Origin of the sequence: Actinocrispum wychmicini, from assembly GCF_004345645.1 — a bacterium.
Classification (GTDB): Bacteria; Actinomycetota; Actinomycetes; order Mycobacteriales; family Pseudonocardiaceae; genus Kibdelosporangium; species Kibdelosporangium wychmicini.
Window position 1 is genome coordinate 457092 of the sequence record NZ_SLWS01000010.1, and the last position, 17156, is coordinate 474247.

The following is a 17156-nucleotide window of genomic DNA, read 5'->3' on the forward strand; positions in this document are numbered from 1 at the left end:
GAAATCCGTGACCTGCGATGACAGCATGGAAGGGTCCCCGCCTTGAGTACCTCGACGACCTACGGCGCCCGTGACCACGCGCGTGCCCAGGAGATCCCCGTCGACACGCCCCGACTGCCGGAAGGCGGTGTGTGGGCGGAGTATGTCGGGCCGGACGCGTACACCCACAAGGTGGTCGCGCGCGGCACGGCGATCCGGCTGGCCAACCTGGAGTCGGGTGCCTGCGCGCATGTCCTGCTCTACAACGCCGACCAGCCGTGGGAACGGCTGAACGTCGCCGACACGGTCAAAGTCCAGTGGAACGCCTATCTGAGCCCGCGCAACCTGCTGCTGTCCGACCAGGGCCGCGTGCTGGCGTCCGTCCTCGAGTCTGACGGCGAGCACGACGCCCTGTGCGGCACGAGCGCGAAAGGCCGCGCCTTGTTCACGCTCGCCGCGGCCAAGAACGGCCTCACCCCGCGGGACCTGCCGCCGAGCCTGTCGTTCTTCCAGAGCGTCCGGGTGTTGCCCGACGGCAAGCTCGACCACCGCGGCCCGTCCGGGACGACCGTCGTGCTGCGTGCCGAGATGCCCCTGATCGTGCTCATCGCCAACACCGCGCACCCGTTGGACGACGACTGCAAACGCCTCGCGGTCACCGCCTGGCGGGACACGCCGACCAACCCGGAAGATCCATTGTGGACGGCCACCCCGGAGGGACGCCGGGCGTTCGAGAACACCGTCGAGTATCTCACCGCGAGGGGGCAGGCATGACCACGGTCGCGGCGAGGGCTGGCTGGTCCGCGCGGGTCGCCAAAGGGCAGACGCTGTCCATCACCGACCTGAAAGGTAACCAGGCCGTCGACTTCCTGGTGTACAGCGCCGAGAACACCGACGAACGCTACAGCGCGCCGGACACGATCGCCGAACAGGGCAACATCTTCCTCACCACCGGCAGCGTGCTCATGTCCAACGAGCACAAGCCGCTGATGACCGTGATCGAGGACACCTGCGGCCGGCACGACACGATCGGCGGCGCCTGCAGCAAGGAGTCCAACACCCTCCGGTACGGCCACCACACCCGCCCACAGCACGCGTGCGTGGAGAACTTCCTCGCCGAGGGCGCCAAATGGGGCCTGGGCAAGCGGGACCTGGTCAGCAACGTCAACTGGTACATGAACGTGCCGGTCGAACCGGACGGCACGCTCGGCATCGTCGACGGGATCTCCGCGCCGGGCCTGAAGGTCGTGCTGCGCGCCGAGACCGACGTGATCGTGCTGATCTCGAACTGCCCGCAGGTCAACAACCCGTGCAACGGGTTCGACCCGACCCCGGTCGACGTGGTGGTCGCCTGATGACGACCACCCTGCTGGTGGCCAACAGGGGTGAGATAGCCGTGCGGATCATCCGTACGGCCAAGAAGATGGGCCTGCGGACGGTCGCCGTGTTCTCCGACGCCGACCGGGGCGCGCCGCACGTCCACCTGGCCGACGACGCCATCCGCCTGGGTCCCGCGCCGGCCCGGGAAAGCTACCTGGTCGTCGAAGGGATCCTCGCGGCGGCCGAGGAGACCGGGGCGGACCTCGTCCACCCCGGTTACGGCTTCCTGTCCGAGAACGCCGCCTTCGCCCGCCAGGTGGAGGCGGCCGGCATGGTGTTCGTCGGCCCGACCCCGGACCAGTTGGAGTTGTTCGGGGCCAAGCACACCGCGCGGGAAGCGGCGCGGCAGGCGGGAGTGCCGATGCTCGCCGGCACCGGTCTGCTGTCCGATGTGGACGTCGCGTTGACCGAGGCCGAGCGGATCGGGTACCCGGTGATGCTCAAGGCGACCGCCGGCGGCGGCGGAATCGGCATGCGGGCCTGCCGGGACGCCGCCGAGGTCAAGGACGCCTGGGACTCGGTCGTCCGGCTGGCGGCGGCGAACTTCGACGGCACCGGGGTGTTCCTCGAACGGCTGGTCGAGCAGGCGCGGCACGTCGAGGTGCAGGTCTTCGGCGACGGCGAGGGACGCGTACTCGCGTTGGGCGACCGGGACTGTTCGATGCAGCGACGCAATCAGAAAGTCCTCGAAGAGGCCCCGGCGCCGAACCTCCCGCCGCACGTACGTGCGCAGCTGGCGGAGTCCTCGGTGGCGTTGGCGTCCTCTGTGGACTATCGGAGCGCCGGGACGGTCGAGTTCGTGTACGACGCGGACCGGGAAGAGGTCGCGTTCCTGGAGGTCAACACGCGGTTGCAGGTCGAGCACCCGGTCACCGAGGCTGTGTACGGTGTAGACTTGGTCGAGTGGATGCTCCGGCTCGCGACCGGTTCCCGCGACTTCGTCGTCCCGCCGCAGCGGGGAAACGCTGTTGAGGCACGGGTCTACGCGGAGAACCCGGTCCGGGACTACCAGCCCTCGGCCGGTGTGCTGACCGGGGTCCGGTTCTCCGGTGACGTGCGGGTGGATTCCTGGATCGAGCCGGGAACCGAGGTCGGGACGCACTACGATCCGTTGCTGGCCAAGGTGATCGCGTACGGCGACAGTCGAGCAGAGGCCTGGTCCCGGCTCGCGGACGCCTTGACGGACAGTCGCGTGGACGGCATCGAGACTAACCTTGGGCTGCTGCGGGCGGCGTGCCGGGAGCGGTCCGTGCTGGCGGCGACCCACAGCACGGGGACGCTCGCGGACGTGGTCGACCGTGAGCCGCGGATCGAGGTGCTCCGGCCGGGCACGATGACCACGGTCCAGGACTGGCCGGGCCGCCTGGGGCTGTGGGACGTGGGTGTGCCGCCGTCCGGGCCGATGGACGACCGGTCGTTCCGGATCGGCAACGGGATCCTCGGCAACCCGGCGGGTGCCGCCGGGCTTGAGTGCACTGTGGATGGTCCAGCGCTGCGGTTCACCGACCGGGCGACGGTCTGCGTGACCGGCGCGCCCGCGTCCGTGACGGTCGACGGCGTGGCCGTGCCGCAGTGGGAGCCGGTGCCGGTGCCGGCCGGTGGGACGCTGGACGTCGGCGCGGCAACGGCCGGGCTGCGGACGTACGTGCTGGTGGCGGGCGGTCTGGACATTCCGAAGTACCTGGGCAGCGCGGCCACGTTCACGCTCGGCAAGTTCGGCGGCCACGGCGGCCGCGCGTTGCGCACAGGCGACGTTCTCCGGCCGGGCAAGGACATCGGCCCGTGGGAGACGCCGTCCGAAGTGCCGTCCTTCGGAAACCATTGGGACATAGCCACAGTGGAGGGCCCGCACGCGGCGCCGGAGTTCTTCACCGAGGACGACATCGACGTGTTCTACGACACCGACTGGCAGGTGCACTTCAACTCCGCCCGCACCGGCGTCCGGCTGGTCGGTCCACGGCCGGGGTGGGCGAGGCCGGACGGCGGCGAGGCCGGGCTGCACCCGTCCAACATCCACGACACCCCGTACTCGGTCGGCGCCGTCGACTACACCGGTGACCTGCCGATCCTGCTCGGCCCGGACGGCCCCAGCCTCGGCGGGTTCGTCTGCCCGGCGACCGTGGTCACCGGCGAACGCTGGAAACTCGGCCAACTCAGACCGGGGGACACGGTACGGTTCGTGTCCCGGTCGCCGAGGGACGGCGGCGTTCTGTCGCGTTTGGACGCCACGGACACCAGGCCCTCGGTGACGTACCGGCGCAGCGGCGACGACAACCTCCTGGTCGAGTACGGCCCGATGCAGCTCGACCTGGCGTTGCGGATGCGGGTGCACGCGTTGGCGTCGGCGTTGGCGGACAGGGGAATCACCGGTCTCACGCCGGGGATCCGGTCGCTGCAGGTGCGGGCGGACCCGGACGACGTGCTGGACCTGGTGCGGTCGGTGGAGGCGGACCTGCCGGCCACCCGGGACCTGGCGGTGCCGAGCCGGACCGTGCACCTGCCGTTGTCGTGGGACGATCCGGCGACCCGCGAGGCGATCGCCCGGTACATGGCCGGGGTCCGCGACGACGCGCCCTGGTGCCCCTGGAACATCGAGTTCATCAGGCGGGTCAACGGTCTGTCCAGCGTGGACGACGTGTATCGGGTCGTGTTCGACGCCGAGTACCTGGTCCTCGGTCTCGGCGACGTGTACCTCGGCGCGCCGGTGGCCACCCCGCTCGACCCGCGGCACCGCCTGGTGACCACGAAGTACAACCCGGCCAGGACATGGACGGCCGAGAACTCCGTCGGGATCGGCGGCGCGTACTTGTGTATCTACGGCATGGAAGGTCCCGGCGGCTACCAGTTCGTCGGCCGCACCACCCAAGTCTGGCGCAGCTGGCAGGACGGCGACCCGTGGCTGTTGCGGTTCTTCGACCGGATCAAATGGTATCCCGTCTCCGCCGACGAACTGCTTGACCTCCGCGCGGACACGGCTGCCGGCCGGTGGGAGCCGCGTACCGAGCCCGGTGAGTTCGTGCTGTCCGAGCACGAGGACTTCCTGGCGGCCAACAGCGAGAGCATCGCGGAGTTCCGGGAGCGTCAAGCGGCGGCGTTCTCGGCGGAACGCGCGGCGTGGGAGGCGGCGGGCGAGTTCGCGCCCCGACCGGAGCCCGAACTGTCCACTGTGGATACCGTGACGGTGGTGGCGCCGCCGGGTGGGCACGTGGTCGAAGCCCCGTTCATGGCCACGGTGTGGCGGGTGGACGTCCGGCCGGGCGACCGGGTCCGCGCCGGTGACGGCCTGCTGGCCCTGGAAGCGATGAAGACCGAGACAGTGGTGTCCGCGCCCGCTGATGGTGAGGTGGTTCAGGTGCTTGTCACACCCGGTGACCAGGTCGGTCCCGGCACGGCCGTGGTGGTGCTTCGGTGAACCGGGTTTCTCAGGCGTACCAACGGATTGTTGACGTCCAGCGGCCGGAGATCTGGATCGACCTGCGGCCCGAGGAGGACGTCCAGCGGGAGTTCGCCGAGGCCCGCGGGCCGCTGGCCGGGAAACTGGTGGCGGTCAAGGGGAACATCGACGTACTGGGCCTCCCGACGACCGCGGGCTGTCCGGCGTACACCTATCAGCCGACCCAGGACGCGACCGCCGTCCGGCGATTGCGCGCGGCCGGGGCGGTCGTGATCGGCACGACCAACATGGACCAGTTCGCGACCGGCCTGGTCGGCACTCGCAGTCCGTACGGCGCGGTCCGCAACTCGGTTGATCCGGCACGGGTGTCCGGCGGGTCGAGTTCGGGGTCCGCCGTCGCGGTCGCCCTGGGGATCGTGGACATCGCCCTGGGGACGGACACCGCGGGCTCCGGGCGGATCCCGGCGGCCTTCAACGGGATCGTCGGGTTGAAACCGACGTACGGCCTGATCCCGACGGACGGCGTGGTGCCCGCCTGCCGCAGCCTGGACTGTGTGTCGATCTTCGCCCGGACGGTGACGGAGGCCGAGCAGGCATTGGCGTGCCTGTCCACCCAGCCTGCCGCGCCTGTGCCGACACTGCCTTACCGGCTGGGCGTGCCGACGGAGTTGGGTGACCTGGCGCCGGGCTGGGCGGAGGCGTTCACCAAGGCGGCCAGTCGGTTCCCGGCCGAGCTCGTGCCGGTCGACCTGACGCCGTTCCTTGCCGCGGCCCGCCTGCTTTACGAAGGCGCGTTCGTCGCGGAACGGTACGCGGCGGTCGGCGAGTTCATCGACGCCCATCCGTCCGATGTGGACCCGACCGTTCGGGCTATTATCGCTGGAGCCAGGGACATCCCGGCGTACCGACTGTTCCGTGACCAGGAGGAGCTGCGACGGCTCAGCGAGCCGGCGATGGCCGAGCTGGATCGCGTGGACGCGCTGCTGCTGCCCACGACGGTCGAGCACCCGACGATCGAGGCCGTCGCCGCCGACCCGGTCGGCGTGAACGCCCGGCTCGGCCGGTTCACCAACTTCGCCAACCTGCTCGGCCTCGCCGCGCTGGCCGTCCCGGCAGGCGCGGTCGACGGCCTGCCGTTCGGGATCATGCTGGTCGGCGACGCCCACACCGACCACACCCTGGCGACGATCGCCAAGTCACTGACATCCACTGCGCGGATCGCGGTCGTCGGCGCCCACCTCACCGGGCAGCCGCTGAACCACGAACTGGTCGCCCGCGGGGGAGTGCTGGTCCGCACGACAACGACCGCCGAGCAGTACCGGCTGTACGCGTTGGACACCGTCCCACCCAAACCCGGCCTGGTCCGCGACACCGACGGCGCCGCGATCGAAGCCGAGGTGTGGGAACTGCCCACGGACAGTTTCGGCGACTTCGTCGCCGCCCTGCCCGCGCCGATGGCGATCGGCAAGGTCGAGCTGGCCGACGGCTCATGGGTGCCCGGCTTCACCTGCGAACGGCACGCGCTGGACGGCGCCAAGGACATCACTTCGTTCGGCGGCTGGCGGGCTTATCTGGGAGGCTAGGCCGCGTCCCAGGGCTCGAGGCTGGGGGTTCCCGGAACGCGGCCTAGGTCTGTTGCGGCGGGGCGAACACCTCCACCATGCCCTCGTTGTCGCGGACCTTCAGGTGCGGCAGTGGCGGCGGTGTCGTCGGCAGCTTGTGGAACACCACGGCACCGTCCACACTGAACGCGGTCTTGTGGCACGGGCAGTTCAGCCGCGCGGCGGGCGCGTCCAACGCCAGCTTGCATCCCAGATGCGTGCACGTGCCGGACACGGCCTGGAGCTGCCCGTTCACCCGTTGGACGAACCCACTGACCGTGCCGAAGTCGAACGGCCGGACCACGCCTTCGGGCAGGTTCGCGGCCGGGACCACGGCCCGCCACTGCCCGATGTCGGGGACGATGGTGGTCTCCTCCGCGCGTGTTTCCGCGGGCGGGCGGCGTACCACCTGGTCGACAGTCGCGCCGATCACCGCGGCGGCGGCGGCCACGCCGGTGGTCTGGACGAACCGGCGGCGGTTGTTCGGCTTGGGCTTGCCGTCCAGTTCGGCCGCGAGTCGATCGTGCAAAGCGGACACGAACCCCTCGGACGGCTTGTCGTCGCCGCCTGGCTGCGCGGTGGTCAACAGGATGGCCGTGCGCAGCTCGGCCTCGTCCTGCTCGGCGGCGTCGAAGCGGCTCGGGCGTCGCCGCCTGAGCAGGTCTTCGACGAACTTTCTCGGGGAGTTCACGTCCGCATCCTCTCCGCCACGGCGGTCGCCTGGCGCAACGCCCTGTGCTGCAACACTTTCGCATTGCTGACAGTGACACCGAGCTCCACCGCGGCCTCCTTGATCGAGCAGCCCTCCAGGAACCGCAGCTGCAGGACGCGTCGGTGCCGGTCGGACAGCTCGGCCAGGATGGCCTCCACCTGGTTGACCGCCTGTGGGCCGGACGGGTCGTCGTCGGCCAGCAAGGCCGCGTCCCGCTCCTCGTCCAGCGTGGTGATCTCCCGGCCGAGCGTGCGTCGCCAGTACGTGGCCAACACCGTGCGCGCGGTCGCGAGCAGGTACGCCCGCACCTCGCCCACGGTCGCCGAGGCCCGCAACGGCTTCAGCGCGGACACGAAGACCTCGGTGGTGAGGTCCTCGGCGTCCGGCCGGTTGCCGACCTTGGTATACATTAGGCGGTATACCCGGTCGACGTTGTCCCGGTAGATCGCCTCCCAGTCCGGATACGTGTCCATGTCAACGACGCGTAACCGTGCGGCGCCCGGTTCGTCCGATTTCTCGGTCGAGTCCTGGGGCGTGCCGCGCCGGGCCCGGAACCGTTGTGCCACGTGTCATCCTCCCCATTTCATCAGGGAGATACGCGGGCGGGTTACACGTAACCCGCGGTCGTATCCACAGACGTGACCTCACCACTTTCCCGCAGGAGCCTGCTCGCCATGGGCGGCGCCACCGCCGCACTGGCTGTCACCGGTCTGCCCGCTGTGGCCGACACCGGACGTGTCACACCTGTCATCGCCTGGAACCGGACGTTGCTGGGGGTCGTCCGGACCCAGGGTGCGCACCCCGCGACCGTGCACCCGACGCGGACCTTCGCCATGATGCACGCGGCCATGCACGACGCCGTCGGCCGTACGCGGTCGCACGCGGCCGCGGCGTCCCAGGCCGCCCACGACGTGTTGGTCGCCCTGCTGCCGGCGTTCACGAAAGACTTCGACGCCCAGTTGGCCCGTGAGCTGGCTGTCGCCCGTGACCCGGAAGCTGGCGTGCGGGCCGGGAAGTGGGCCGCGCAACTGGTGTTACGCGCCCGCGCCAACGACGGTTCGACGGCGACGCCGACCGTGCCGGCGCCGGGGACGAAGCCGGGCGAGTACCGGCCGACCCCGCCGGCGCTCGCCAACCCGGTGTTCACGCACTGGCCGTCGGTGCGGCCGTTCGTCCTGGTGCAGGCCGACGTTTTCCGACCGGTGCGGTATCCGCGGCTGGCCAGCGGCCAGTACTCGGCCGCGCTCAACGAGGTCGTCGCGTTCGGCCAGGACACCAGCGTCCGCCGGACCGACGACCAGACCGTGCAGGCCAGGTTCTGGGCGGCGCCGATCCAGAACTACTGGAACGAGATCGCCCAGGCCGTGCTGGCCCGCGGCAGCACGGTGACCGCCGCCCGCGCGTTCGCCCGGCTCAACATCGCCTTCGCGGACGGCGTGATCGCGTTCTACGAGGCCAAGTACCACTACCGGATCTGGCGGCCGATCACCGCGGTGCGGCTGGCCGACACCGACGGCAACCCGGCCACCACGGCCATCCCGACGTGGAGCAGCCTGGCGACGACGCCGGCCGACCCGTCGTACCCGGGTGCGCACAGCGTGATCGCCCAGGCCGGTGCCACGATCCTGCGGCACGAGGCCGGGACACGGCAGGTGCTGTCCGTGACGTCCGAGGCGACGCCGGGGATTGTGCGTCACTTCGAGACGTTCCAGCAGGCCGCGGACGAGGCCGGGCTGAGCCGGATCTTCGCCGGCGTGCACACCCGGCTGGACCACGTCGTCGGGCAGCAGCTCGGATTCGACGTGGCCCGGTCTGTCCTCACCGCTATCGGCCGATAGGCTGACTACAGTCTGTGTTGTGTTGACAGGAGAGCTCGTCACCTTGCGGCCGATCGAACCGGCCGACTATCCAGCGCTGGCCGTGTTCACCAACGACCTCGAGGTGGCGCTGCTCGTCGGCGGGCTGCCGCCGGTGCCGGTGCCGTTGGCGTCCGTGTCGGCGATCTACGAGCGGCGGCGGGAGAACCCGGACGAGGTCAACTTCGCGATCACGTCGAACGAGGGCGACGGCCTGTTGATCGGCCAATGTGGCCTGTTCCGGCACGATCCGATCGGTCGCACGTGCGAGTTGGGCATCGCCATCGGCGACCGGGACCACTGGGGCCGCGGCTACGGCCGGGAGACGGTGTCGATGCTCTCGGACTACGCGTTCCGCGTGCGCAACATCCGGAAGGTGTGCCTGTCGGTCAACGCGACCAACGAGCGCGCCCTCCGGGCGTACGTGGCCGCGGGGTTCGTGGAGGAGGGCCGGCGCCTGCGGCACGTGTGGAGCGACGGCGAGTACATCGACATGGTGTTGATGGCGCGTTTCCAGTAATCCTGCCGCCGACTGGGCCATTGCCTCGGCATTTTCACGTGTGTACTGTCCGTTCAGATGTGCGTATTTGGTTCATATATCTGAATGGACTGACATGTTACTCCGCCACACCGTCGTGGCCGGGCTGGCCACTGTGGGCCTGGCCGCCACCACGCTCATCGCCGCACCCGCGGTCGCGGACACGTCCGCCCGCTGCTCGATCCCGTTCCTGGGGCCCGTCTGCGCCCCGGACACCGTCGTCCTCGACGGCCACCAGTTGCAGCGGGCCAAGTTCGCCGTGCTGACCGGCGACCGAACCGCCAAAGCCGCGTTGGACAACCTGCTCACGTCGGCCGACGACGCGCTCACGGCCGGCCCGTGGACCGTCACCGCGAAGTCCCAACTGCCGCCGAGCGGCGACAAACACGACTACCTCAGCCTCGCCCCGTACTGGTGGGCCACCAAGCCGGTGACGCCGGACAACCCGTGGGGCTGCCCGTTCGTCCAGAAGGACGGCGTGCGCAACCCGCTCGTCGACTCCATTCCCGACCACGCGGCCCGCGGTGACGCGTTCGCCGCGATCTACGAACTGTCGCTCGCCTGGTACTACACCGGCGACGCACGGTACGCCCGCCGAGCCGCCCTGGACCTGCGCACCTGGTTCCTCGACGCGGCCACGAAGATGAACCCGAACATGAACTTCGCCCAGGGCATCCCGTGCAAGGTCGACGGCCGGGGGATCGGGATCATCGAGTTCGCCGAGGCGTTCCCCGAGGTCGTGGACGCCACCCAGATCCTGGCCGGCACCGGCGCCCCCGGCTGGAGCGCGGCGGACCAGCGGGGTATCACCGACTGGTACACCCAGTTCCTGACCTGGTTGCGTACCAACAAGAACGGCACGGACGAAGCCGCGGCCACCAACAACCACGGCAGCTTCTACGACATGATGGCGGCGACCCTGGCGCTCGGCACCGGTCAGCGCGACCTCGCCAGGACCATCGTGCGGGACGCCGAGAAGAAGCGGATCGACGTGCAGATCGCGGCCGACGGCAGCCAACCGCAGGAGGTGTCGCGGACCCGCAGCTGGCACTACTCGCTGTTCAACCTGGTGGCGTTGACCCGCTTGGCGCAGATCGGCAGGCACGTCGGCGTGGACCTCTGGCACTACAAGAACCCTGCTGACGCGGGGATTCTCAACGCCGTCGACGTCATGATCCCGGCCGCGACCCAGGGTCAGTCGGTGTGGAAGTACCCGGAACTGGACTTCCGGCAGTACGCGGCACTGGACGTCCTGCACGCGGCGGCCGACGTCGGTGACGCCAAAGCCCGCGCCGCCCTGCCGCACGTACCCGTCGAACCAGGCGGTGACGTGTATCCGGTCCGCCCGGCCGCCGAACAACTCGACGACATCGCGAAAGCGTAGTGTCTACTTCGAACTGATCCGCGACTGCAGCAGGACGAGAGCACCGAGGACGAGCACGGCCACGCCGATCGCGCGTAGCCCGGCATCCGCACCGGAGACGAACGCGGTGACGATGTCGTGGGCGCGGTCGGGTGTGGTCGTGGCCAGTGCCTGGGCCACGGTGTGCGGATCGTGGTCGGCACGGATGTCCGCCGGGAGCGCGGCGACGAACCGCCCGGTGAGCACCGTGCCGATGACAGCGACGCCGAGGGCGCTGCCGAACTCGCGGGTGGTGGACTGCAACCCGGCTCCGACCCCGGCCTGAGCGTGCGGCAGCGAGCCCGAGATGGCACCGGACAGCGTCGGCAGGGCCAGCGTCACGCCGACTCCAGTCACGACAAGCCAGGTGGCGTATACAATATACGGTGTCTGGGCGTCGCTTGTAGACAATCCGAGCAGTCCGCCGCCGACGAATGCGAACGCGAGGGTGATGGTCGCGTCCAGGCCGATGCGTTGGACCAGGCGTCCGACGTGCCGTGCGCCCAGGATGATCGGGACCGTCAGCGGGAGGATGCCGAGGCCGGTCAGCAGGACGCCGAATCCCTTGCCGTACTGGAGGAATGACGCGTTGACGTAGAACAGCGCGAACATGCCGAAGAAGATGGCGGTCATGCCGACGCAGGCGCTGCGCAGGCCGGCGATCCGGAACAGCCGGGGATCGAGCAGCGGGTGGTCGACTTTCAGTTCGACGAGGATCCACACCGTGAACAGCACGGCGGCGCTGACGAATCCGGTCACCACGACCGCGCTGCCCCAGCCCTGTTCCGGGCCCTGGACGATCCCGATCAGCAGCGCCACCGACGCGGCGACGAGCAGGACGGCGCCGAGCAGGTCGATGCAGTGGCCGTGGCGCGACGACACCGGCGCGACACGTCCCACGAGCGCGGCGAGAACCAGCGCGACCGGCACGGCGGCGATGAACAGCCAACGCCATGATCCGCCTGTCAGGACCGCTCCGCCGCCGACGTTGCCGACGACTCCGCCGATCCCTGTCATCGACGCCCAGGTCGCGATCGTCACGCCTTTGCGTTCGGCGGGGACGGCGTGCAGCAGGACTGCGAGTGTGTTGGGCAGCACGGCGGCGGCGCCAACCCCGGTGATCGCCCGCCCGACCAGCAGGAGAGGCACGTTCGGCGCGGCTGCCGACATCAACGCGCCGACCGCGAACAGCAGCAGGCCGGCCAGCAGGACACCTTTGCGGCCAAAGCGATCGCCCGCGGCGCCGCCGGGGATCACCAGACAGGCGAAGAAGATCACGTAGGTGTCGACGATCCAGACCAACGCGGACGCGGACGGCCGCAGTGCGCTGGCGGCGAGCATCGGAACGGCCAGGTTGACCGCGGCGACCATCCCGACGACGAGTACGACACAGGCGGACATGGCCGCCAGCAGGCCGCGTTGCGACACCGGAGCAGGAGTGTTCAGGACGTTTACTGGCATGACCACGACGTTAGAAACCTGGATAGTCTGCGCGCCACGCAACTTTGACAATGACTATTTGTGTATGATGCAACTGTGCCCGACCAGCTTGACCTGAACCTCCTACGGGTGTTCGACGCGTTGTTGCAGGACGGCAGCGTCACCGCCGCGGCCGAGCGCCTGCATCTGTCCATCCCGGCCACCAGCCGGGCGCTGGGCCGGCTGCGGCGGGCGATGAGCGACCCGATCCTGGTCCGAGCCGGCCGTGGGATGGCGCCCACACCGTTCGCGCTGCGCACCGCGCCTCGGGTGCGGTCCCTGCTTGACGAAGCGTCCGCGCTGATCAGCGCCGACCGCGAGGTCACGGTCGCCGACCTGAAACGCACCTTCACGATCCGCATCAACGACGGCGTGGCCGCGACCTTGGTGACGGCGTTGGTCGAAGCCACGGCCGCGGTCGCCCCGGGCGTGATCCTGCGTTTCGTCGCGGAGGGCACCGAGAGCACGGAGGCCCTCCGCGATGGCTCGGTCGACCTGGACATCGGCGCGGGCGACGACCAGGCCCCCGACATCCGGACCGCGCTGTTGTACCGCGAGCAAATCGTCGGGATCGTCCGCGCGGACAGCCCGCTGGGCCGCCGCGGCGCGCCGACGTTGACGCAGCTGTGCCGGCACCCGCACGTGTCGTCGTCTCGCCGTGGACGCGCACGCGGTCCGCTCGACGACGCGCTCGAAGCCGTGGGCCTCCAACGGCACGTCGCCGCCGTCGTCCCCACCCACGCCGTCGCCATGCTCCTCGTCGCGTCCAGCCACTACGTGGGACTCGTCCCGCAACGCCTGGCCGAACAGTACGGTCCGGCCCTGGGCATTCGCTCGTTCCCGATCGCCGCGGCGCTGCCGGAGGTCGACGTGCGACTCCTGTGGCACGTGCGGCTCGACGCCGACCCGGCGCAGCGCTGGCTGCGGGACACGATCCGGGCGGCGCTGCGTTGACCTTCGATGGGCTGAACGGGTGGATTCCGGCTGTTCACCTGTAGCCCATCCGTTCGCCGGGTGTTGTGCACGGCCGGGCTGCGTGAGCCTGAGATTTATGGGATCCCCTGATTGCCTGGAGGATTCATGGTCCGCACGCGGATCGCGGTCGCCCTGGCGGCCGTGGCTCTGACAACGGCAGGTGTGGCCACCGCGGTGGCCACCGGGCACGGCAGCGCGGTGGACGTCCGGCCGGCCGCGGCGTCCGTGCCGCAGTTCGACCACATCGTGCTGGTGATGTTCGAGAACAAGAAGTACTCGTCGATCAACGGGAGTTCCAGCGCGCCGTACTTCAACAGTCTGGCGTCGCAGGGCGCGAAGTTCACCCAGTCCTTCGCGATCACCCATCCCAGCCAGCCCAACTATGTCGCGCTGTTCTCCGGTTCACCCCAGGGCATCGTGGACGACACGTGCCCGGCGAACCTGGGCAGCAAGGCCAACCTGGGCCAGCAGCTGATCGGCGCCAGCCGGACATTCAAGGGATATTCCGAGGCCATGCCGTCGGATGGGTACACAGGTTGTTCGAGCGGCACGTACAGGCGCAAGCACAACAGTTGGGTGGATTTCAGCAACGTTCCGGCGAGCAGCAACGTGCGGTACTCGACCTTCCCGAGTGACTTCACCCAGCTGCCGACCGTCGCGTTCGTGACACCGGACATGTGCGACGACATGCACGACTGCTCGATCGGAACCGGGGATACCTGGCTCAAAGCGCACCTTGACGGGTACGCCCAGTGGGCCAAGGCGCACAACAGTCTGTTGATCGTCACGTTCGACGAGGACAGTGGGACGTCGGTCAACCAGATCTTCACGGTATTCGTGGGCGCGAGCGTGAAGGTCGGAACGTATAACGAATCCATCAACCACTACACCGTGCTGCGCACCATCGAGGCGTCGTACGGGCTGCCGGGCCTGGGCAACGCGGCGAGCAAGTCGCCGATCCTGGACGTCTGGCAGTAGGCCCCGGTGTACCTGTCCACAGTCGGCCGGGTGCGCCACAAGGAAGGCAAACGGCCTCCGCTCAAGGCGATCGGCGGCACCGTCGTCGCCTTGGGCGCGGTCAGTCTGGTCACGGACATCTCCTCGGAGATGGTGACCGCGGTGCTGCCGGTCTACCTGGTGCTGAGCCTGCATCTGACGCCGGCGGCGTTCGGCGTGGTCGACGGCCTGTACACAGGCGCGACCGCCTTGCTGCGCCTGGTCGGCGGCTACATCGCCGACCGGGCGCGCGGATACAAGGCCGTGGCCGGCGTCGGCTACGGCCTGTCCGCGCTCACCAAGCTGGGGCTGTTGCTGGCGGGCGGGTCGGCGCCGGCCATAGGTGCCGTGATCACCTTGGACCGGGCGGGCAAGGGCCTGCGCACGGCGCCACGCGACGCGCTGATCACGTTGACCGCGCCGGAGGAGATGCTCGGCCGGGCGTTCGGCGTGCATCGGATGATGGACAGCACGGGGGCGTTCGTCGGGCCGTTGGTGGCGTTGGCCGTGCTGGCGGCGGTCGGGTCGACCAGCCAGGCCGGGTTCGACGCGGTGTTCGTCACGAGTTTCTGCTTTGCCGTGCTGGGGGTTCTGTTCCTGGGCCTGTTCGTTCGGGACAGGCGTGGACATGTACCGCCGGTTCGGTTGCCGGCGATGAGTCTGCTGCGTGACCGCCGGGTGCGTCGGTTGCTGTTCGCGGCCGTGGTCCTCGGCCTGGCCACGATCGGCGACGGGTTCGTCTACCTGCTGCTGCAACGGCGTGAGGACATCGCCGTCGGGTGGTTCCCGTTGCTCGCGGTGGGAACGAACCTGGCGTACCTCGTGTTGGCGACGCCATTGGGGGCACTCGCGGACAGGATCGGCCGGCTGCCTGTCGTCCTGGGAGGATACGCCGCGTTGGTCGTGGTGTACTTGATGTTGTTCGGCCCGTTGGCGGGTGCGCCGCTGCTTGTTGTGACGTTGGTGTTGTACGGCGCGTTCTATGCGGCCACGGACGGCGTGCTGATGGCTCTCGCCGGGCCGATTCTGCCGGAGTCGTTGCGTACAACGGGAATCGCGCTGGTGCAGACCGGGCAGGCGCTCGCGTACTTCGCCTCCTCAGTCCTGTTCGGACTCGCGTGGCAGTTCTGGGGACCCGCCGCCGCGAGCCGAGGCGCGGCCGTCATGGTCGTGTTGGCGATCCTGGCCACGGCCGGGCTCCTGATGGTCAAGGACAAACGATGAGTACACGAGTCCGGGTGTGGCTGGCAGTGGGCGCGACGGTCGTCCTGGCTGCGGTCGCGGTGATCTACGTGCTGGCTGTGCGTACCCAGGAGGCGGCGGGGACAACGCAGACGGTCACGTTGAAACCAGGCCAGTTGATCGCGCGGAGTACAACGGACGGTCACTTGATCTCGGTGGTCGACGGAGTCCGCGCGGTGTCCCCACTGACGTGCGCGCGGGTGTACGCAGCCGGCGGAACCGGGTTGTGCCTGCGTCAGGACGGCGACCTCACCACATACCAACTCGCGGTCCTGCACACAGATCTGACTGTCGCCCGCGAAATCCCCTTGGTGGGCCTACCCAACCGAGCACGCGTGTCACCCACCGGCCGGATGGTCACCTGGACAGTCTTCGTCACCGGCGACTCCTACAACGGAGGCCAGTTCTCCACCCGCGCCGGCATCCTGGACACAACCAGCGACCAACTGGTAGGCACCCTGGAAGACTTCACCGTAACCCTGAACGGAAAGCCCTACCAAGCCCAGGACGAGAACTTCTGGGGCGTCACCTTCACAAAAGACGACAACACCTTCTACGCCACCATGTCCACAGCAGGCAAGCGTTACCTCGTCCAAGGAGACTTCGCCAAGAACACAATCAAAACCCTGCTCCCCAACATAGAATGCCCCTCCCTCTCACCCAACGGCACCAAAATCGCCTACAAAGCCGCAATAGAAGCCGACCCAACCAAAGGCTGGCGACTGTCCATACTAGACCTAACCACCTCCACCATAACCCCCCTGGCAGAAACCCGAAGTGTCGACGACCAACCCGCCTGGATCAACGAAAACACCATAGCCTACGCAATCCCCAAAGCCCCTGGCAAAGCCGACATCTGGACCATCCCCACCAACGGCACAGGAAAGCCACAGATCCTGCTCCCCGACGCTGAATCCCCCGCAGCCCTGAACTGAACCCACAACGCCCCAGACTGCCCACAAGGCCAAGCACAGCCCGAGCGGGCCGAACGCAGTCCTGCTTGGGACGAACGCAATTGGGAGTGGGTTGGGCAGGGACTGAGCGGGTGGAGCCCGGCCGAATGGGCAAGCAATGTCCGGAGTGGAGCGAGCGCGGCCGAGAGTTGGCTGCGTGTAACTGGAGTGGACCGAGCGAAGTGGCAAGCGCGAGCGGAGTGCGCAGGTGGGTGCGCGCCCGGCGGCGGCCAGGCGCCTAGCGAAAGCCAGGTCGGCAAGCGTAAGCCGAGCACGGGTTGGAGGCGCGCCAAGCACAACCCGAGCGGGCGGGGAGGTGTTGGTTGGGTGCGCGCCAAGCACAAGCCGAGCACAGGCCAAGGGCGGACGGAGTGCGGGCCGAGCACAGGCGGAGCGCGGGCGATGCGGGCCGAGCGCGGGCTGTCGTCTGCCACCGTCATGGGACCACCACGTGGCCAGTCACGGGACCACTGACAGCAGGTGATCTATCGAGAGAACGTGTTCCAGATCGGCCGTGCGGACCGATCACGGCGATGGCGGCCGAACGTCCGACAATGCCGATGACCGTGCGTTCGCGCTACCGACGGTCGTCCTCACGCGCTCGGGGGTCGGGGGCCTGGCCTGGCACGGCTTCGTCGTCTGTGGGTGT

General features: G+C 69.0%; 14 protein-coding genes. 11 read left to right on the forward strand and 3 right to left on the reverse strand.

Features of this window, described 5'->3' with window-relative positions:
- Positions 1-42 precede the first annotated feature (42 nt).
- The 4 genes from EV192_RS39400 to EV192_RS39415 are packed head-to-tail and all read left to right on the forward strand — an operon-like array spanning position 43 to position 6336.
- The gene (locus EV192_RS39400) at positions 43-753 is read left to right on the forward strand and encodes a DUF1989 domain-containing protein (protein ID WP_132123726.1); all 711 of its coding nucleotides are present in this window, start codon (positions 43-45) and stop codon (positions 751-753) included.
- On the forward strand, positions 750-1334 hold the full coding sequence (locus EV192_RS39405; RefSeq protein ID WP_132123727.1) for an urea amidolyase associated protein UAAP2: 585 nt from the start codon (positions 750-752) through the stop codon (positions 1332-1334). The genes EV192_RS39400 and EV192_RS39405 overlap by 4 nt, the downstream gene beginning before the upstream one ends.
- Positions 1334-4771, forward strand: coding sequence for a 5-oxoprolinase/urea amidolyase family protein (locus tag EV192_RS39410; protein ID WP_132123728.1), 3438 nt, complete (start codon positions 1334-1336; stop codon positions 4769-4771). The genes EV192_RS39405 and EV192_RS39410 overlap by 1 nt, the downstream gene beginning before the upstream one ends.
- Positions 4768-6336 carry an allophanate hydrolase gene (locus EV192_RS39415; protein WP_132123729.1) on the forward strand — a complete coding sequence of 523 codons (1569 nt, stop codon included), beginning with the start codon at positions 4768-4770 and terminating at the stop codon, positions 6334-6336. The genes EV192_RS39410 and EV192_RS39415 overlap by 4 nt, the downstream gene beginning before the upstream one ends.
- A gap of 43 nt (positions 6337-6379) precedes the next feature.
- Here EV192_RS39415 and EV192_RS39420 read toward each other — a convergent pair whose 3' ends face one another.
- Both EV192_RS39420 and EV192_RS39425 read right to left on the reverse strand, forming a co-directional pair.
- Positions 6380-7045: a QcrA and Rieske domain-containing protein gene (locus EV192_RS39420; RefSeq protein ID WP_132123730.1), complete on the reverse strand. Its 666-nt coding sequence runs from the start codon at positions 7043-7045 to the stop codon at positions 6380-6382.
- Positions 7042-7632, reverse strand: coding sequence for an RNA polymerase sigma factor (locus EV192_RS39425; RefSeq protein ID WP_243727359.1), 591 nt, complete (start codon positions 7630-7632; stop codon positions 7042-7044). Before EV192_RS39425 ends, EV192_RS39420 begins: the two co-directional genes overlap by 4 nt.
- Positions 7633-7704: 72 nt before the next feature.
- On the opposite strand from EV192_RS39425, the gene EV192_RS39430 reads away from it, so the two are divergent.
- From EV192_RS39430 to EV192_RS39440, 3 genes are all read left to right on the forward strand, one after another.
- Positions 7705-8904, forward strand: coding sequence for a vanadium-dependent haloperoxidase (locus tag EV192_RS39430; protein ID WP_132123731.1), 1200 nt, complete (start codon positions 7705-7707; stop codon positions 8902-8904).
- 19 nt (positions 8905-8923) lie between these two features.
- A complete protein-coding gene (locus EV192_RS39435; RefSeq protein WP_165960860.1) occupies positions 8924-9442 on the forward strand; it encodes a GNAT family N-acetyltransferase in 519 nt (172 codons plus the stop codon).
- A 94-nt stretch (positions 9443-9536) separates the two neighbouring features.
- Positions 9537-10844 (forward strand): alginate lyase family protein, encoded by a 1308-nt coding sequence (locus EV192_RS39440; protein WP_132123733.1) that lies wholly within the window; start codon positions 9537-9539, stop codon positions 10842-10844.
- 3 nt (positions 10845-10847) lie between these two features.
- Here EV192_RS39440 and EV192_RS39445 read toward each other — a convergent pair whose 3' ends face one another.
- Positions 10848-12263: an MFS transporter gene (locus EV192_RS39445; protein ID WP_132123780.1), complete on the reverse strand. Its 1416-nt coding sequence runs from the start codon at positions 12261-12263 to the stop codon at positions 10848-10850.
- A gap of 135 nt (positions 12264-12398) precedes the next feature.
- On the opposite strand from EV192_RS39445, the gene EV192_RS39450 reads away from it, so the two are divergent.
- From EV192_RS39450 to EV192_RS39465, 4 genes are all read left to right on the forward strand, one after another.
- Positions 12399-13295 (forward strand): LysR family transcriptional regulator, encoded by an 897-nt coding sequence (locus EV192_RS39450; RefSeq protein WP_132123734.1) that lies wholly within the window; start codon positions 12399-12401, stop codon positions 13293-13295.
- Positions 13296-13421: 126 nt separating this feature from the next.
- On the forward strand, positions 13422-14294 hold the full coding sequence (locus EV192_RS39455; RefSeq protein ID WP_132123735.1) for an alkaline phosphatase family protein: 873 nt from the start codon (positions 13422-13424) through the stop codon (positions 14292-14294).
- Between the two features lie 6 nt (positions 14295-14300).
- A complete protein-coding gene (locus EV192_RS39460; RefSeq protein ID WP_132123736.1) occupies positions 14301-15536 on the forward strand; it encodes an MFS transporter in 1236 nt (411 codons plus the stop codon).
- Entirely contained in the window at positions 15533-16489 is a 957-nt protein-coding gene (locus tag EV192_RS39465; RefSeq protein ID WP_132123737.1) for a TolB family protein, read from the forward strand. Before EV192_RS39460 ends, EV192_RS39465 begins: the two co-directional genes overlap by 4 nt.
- Positions 16490-17156: the final 667 nt, after the last annotated feature.

Excerpts from the sequence above, each read along its gene's own strand:
- EV192_RS39440 (WP_132123733.1), top strand. The coding sequence starts at position 9,537 with ATGTTACTCCGCCACACCGTCGTGGCCGGGCTGGCCACTGTGGGCCTG.
- EV192_RS39410 (WP_132123728.1), top strand. The coding sequence starts at position 1,334 with ATGACGACCACCCTGCTGGTGGCCAACAGGGGTGAGATAGCCGTGCGG.
- EV192_RS39445 (WP_132123780.1), bottom strand. The coding sequence starts at position 12,263 with ATGTCCGCCTGTGTCGTACTCGTCGTCGGGATGGTCGCCGCGGTCAAC.
- EV192_RS39465 (WP_132123737.1), top strand. The coding sequence starts at position 15,533 with ATGAGTACACGAGTCCGGGTGTGGCTGGCAGTGGGCGCGACGGTCGTC.
- EV192_RS39405 (WP_132123727.1), top strand. The coding sequence starts at position 750 with ATGACCACGGTCGCGGCGAGGGCTGGCTGGTCCGCGCGGGTCGCCAAA.
- EV192_RS39455 (WP_132123735.1), top strand. The coding sequence starts at position 13,422 with ATGGTCCGCACGCGGATCGCGGTCGCCCTGGCGGCCGTGGCTCTGACA.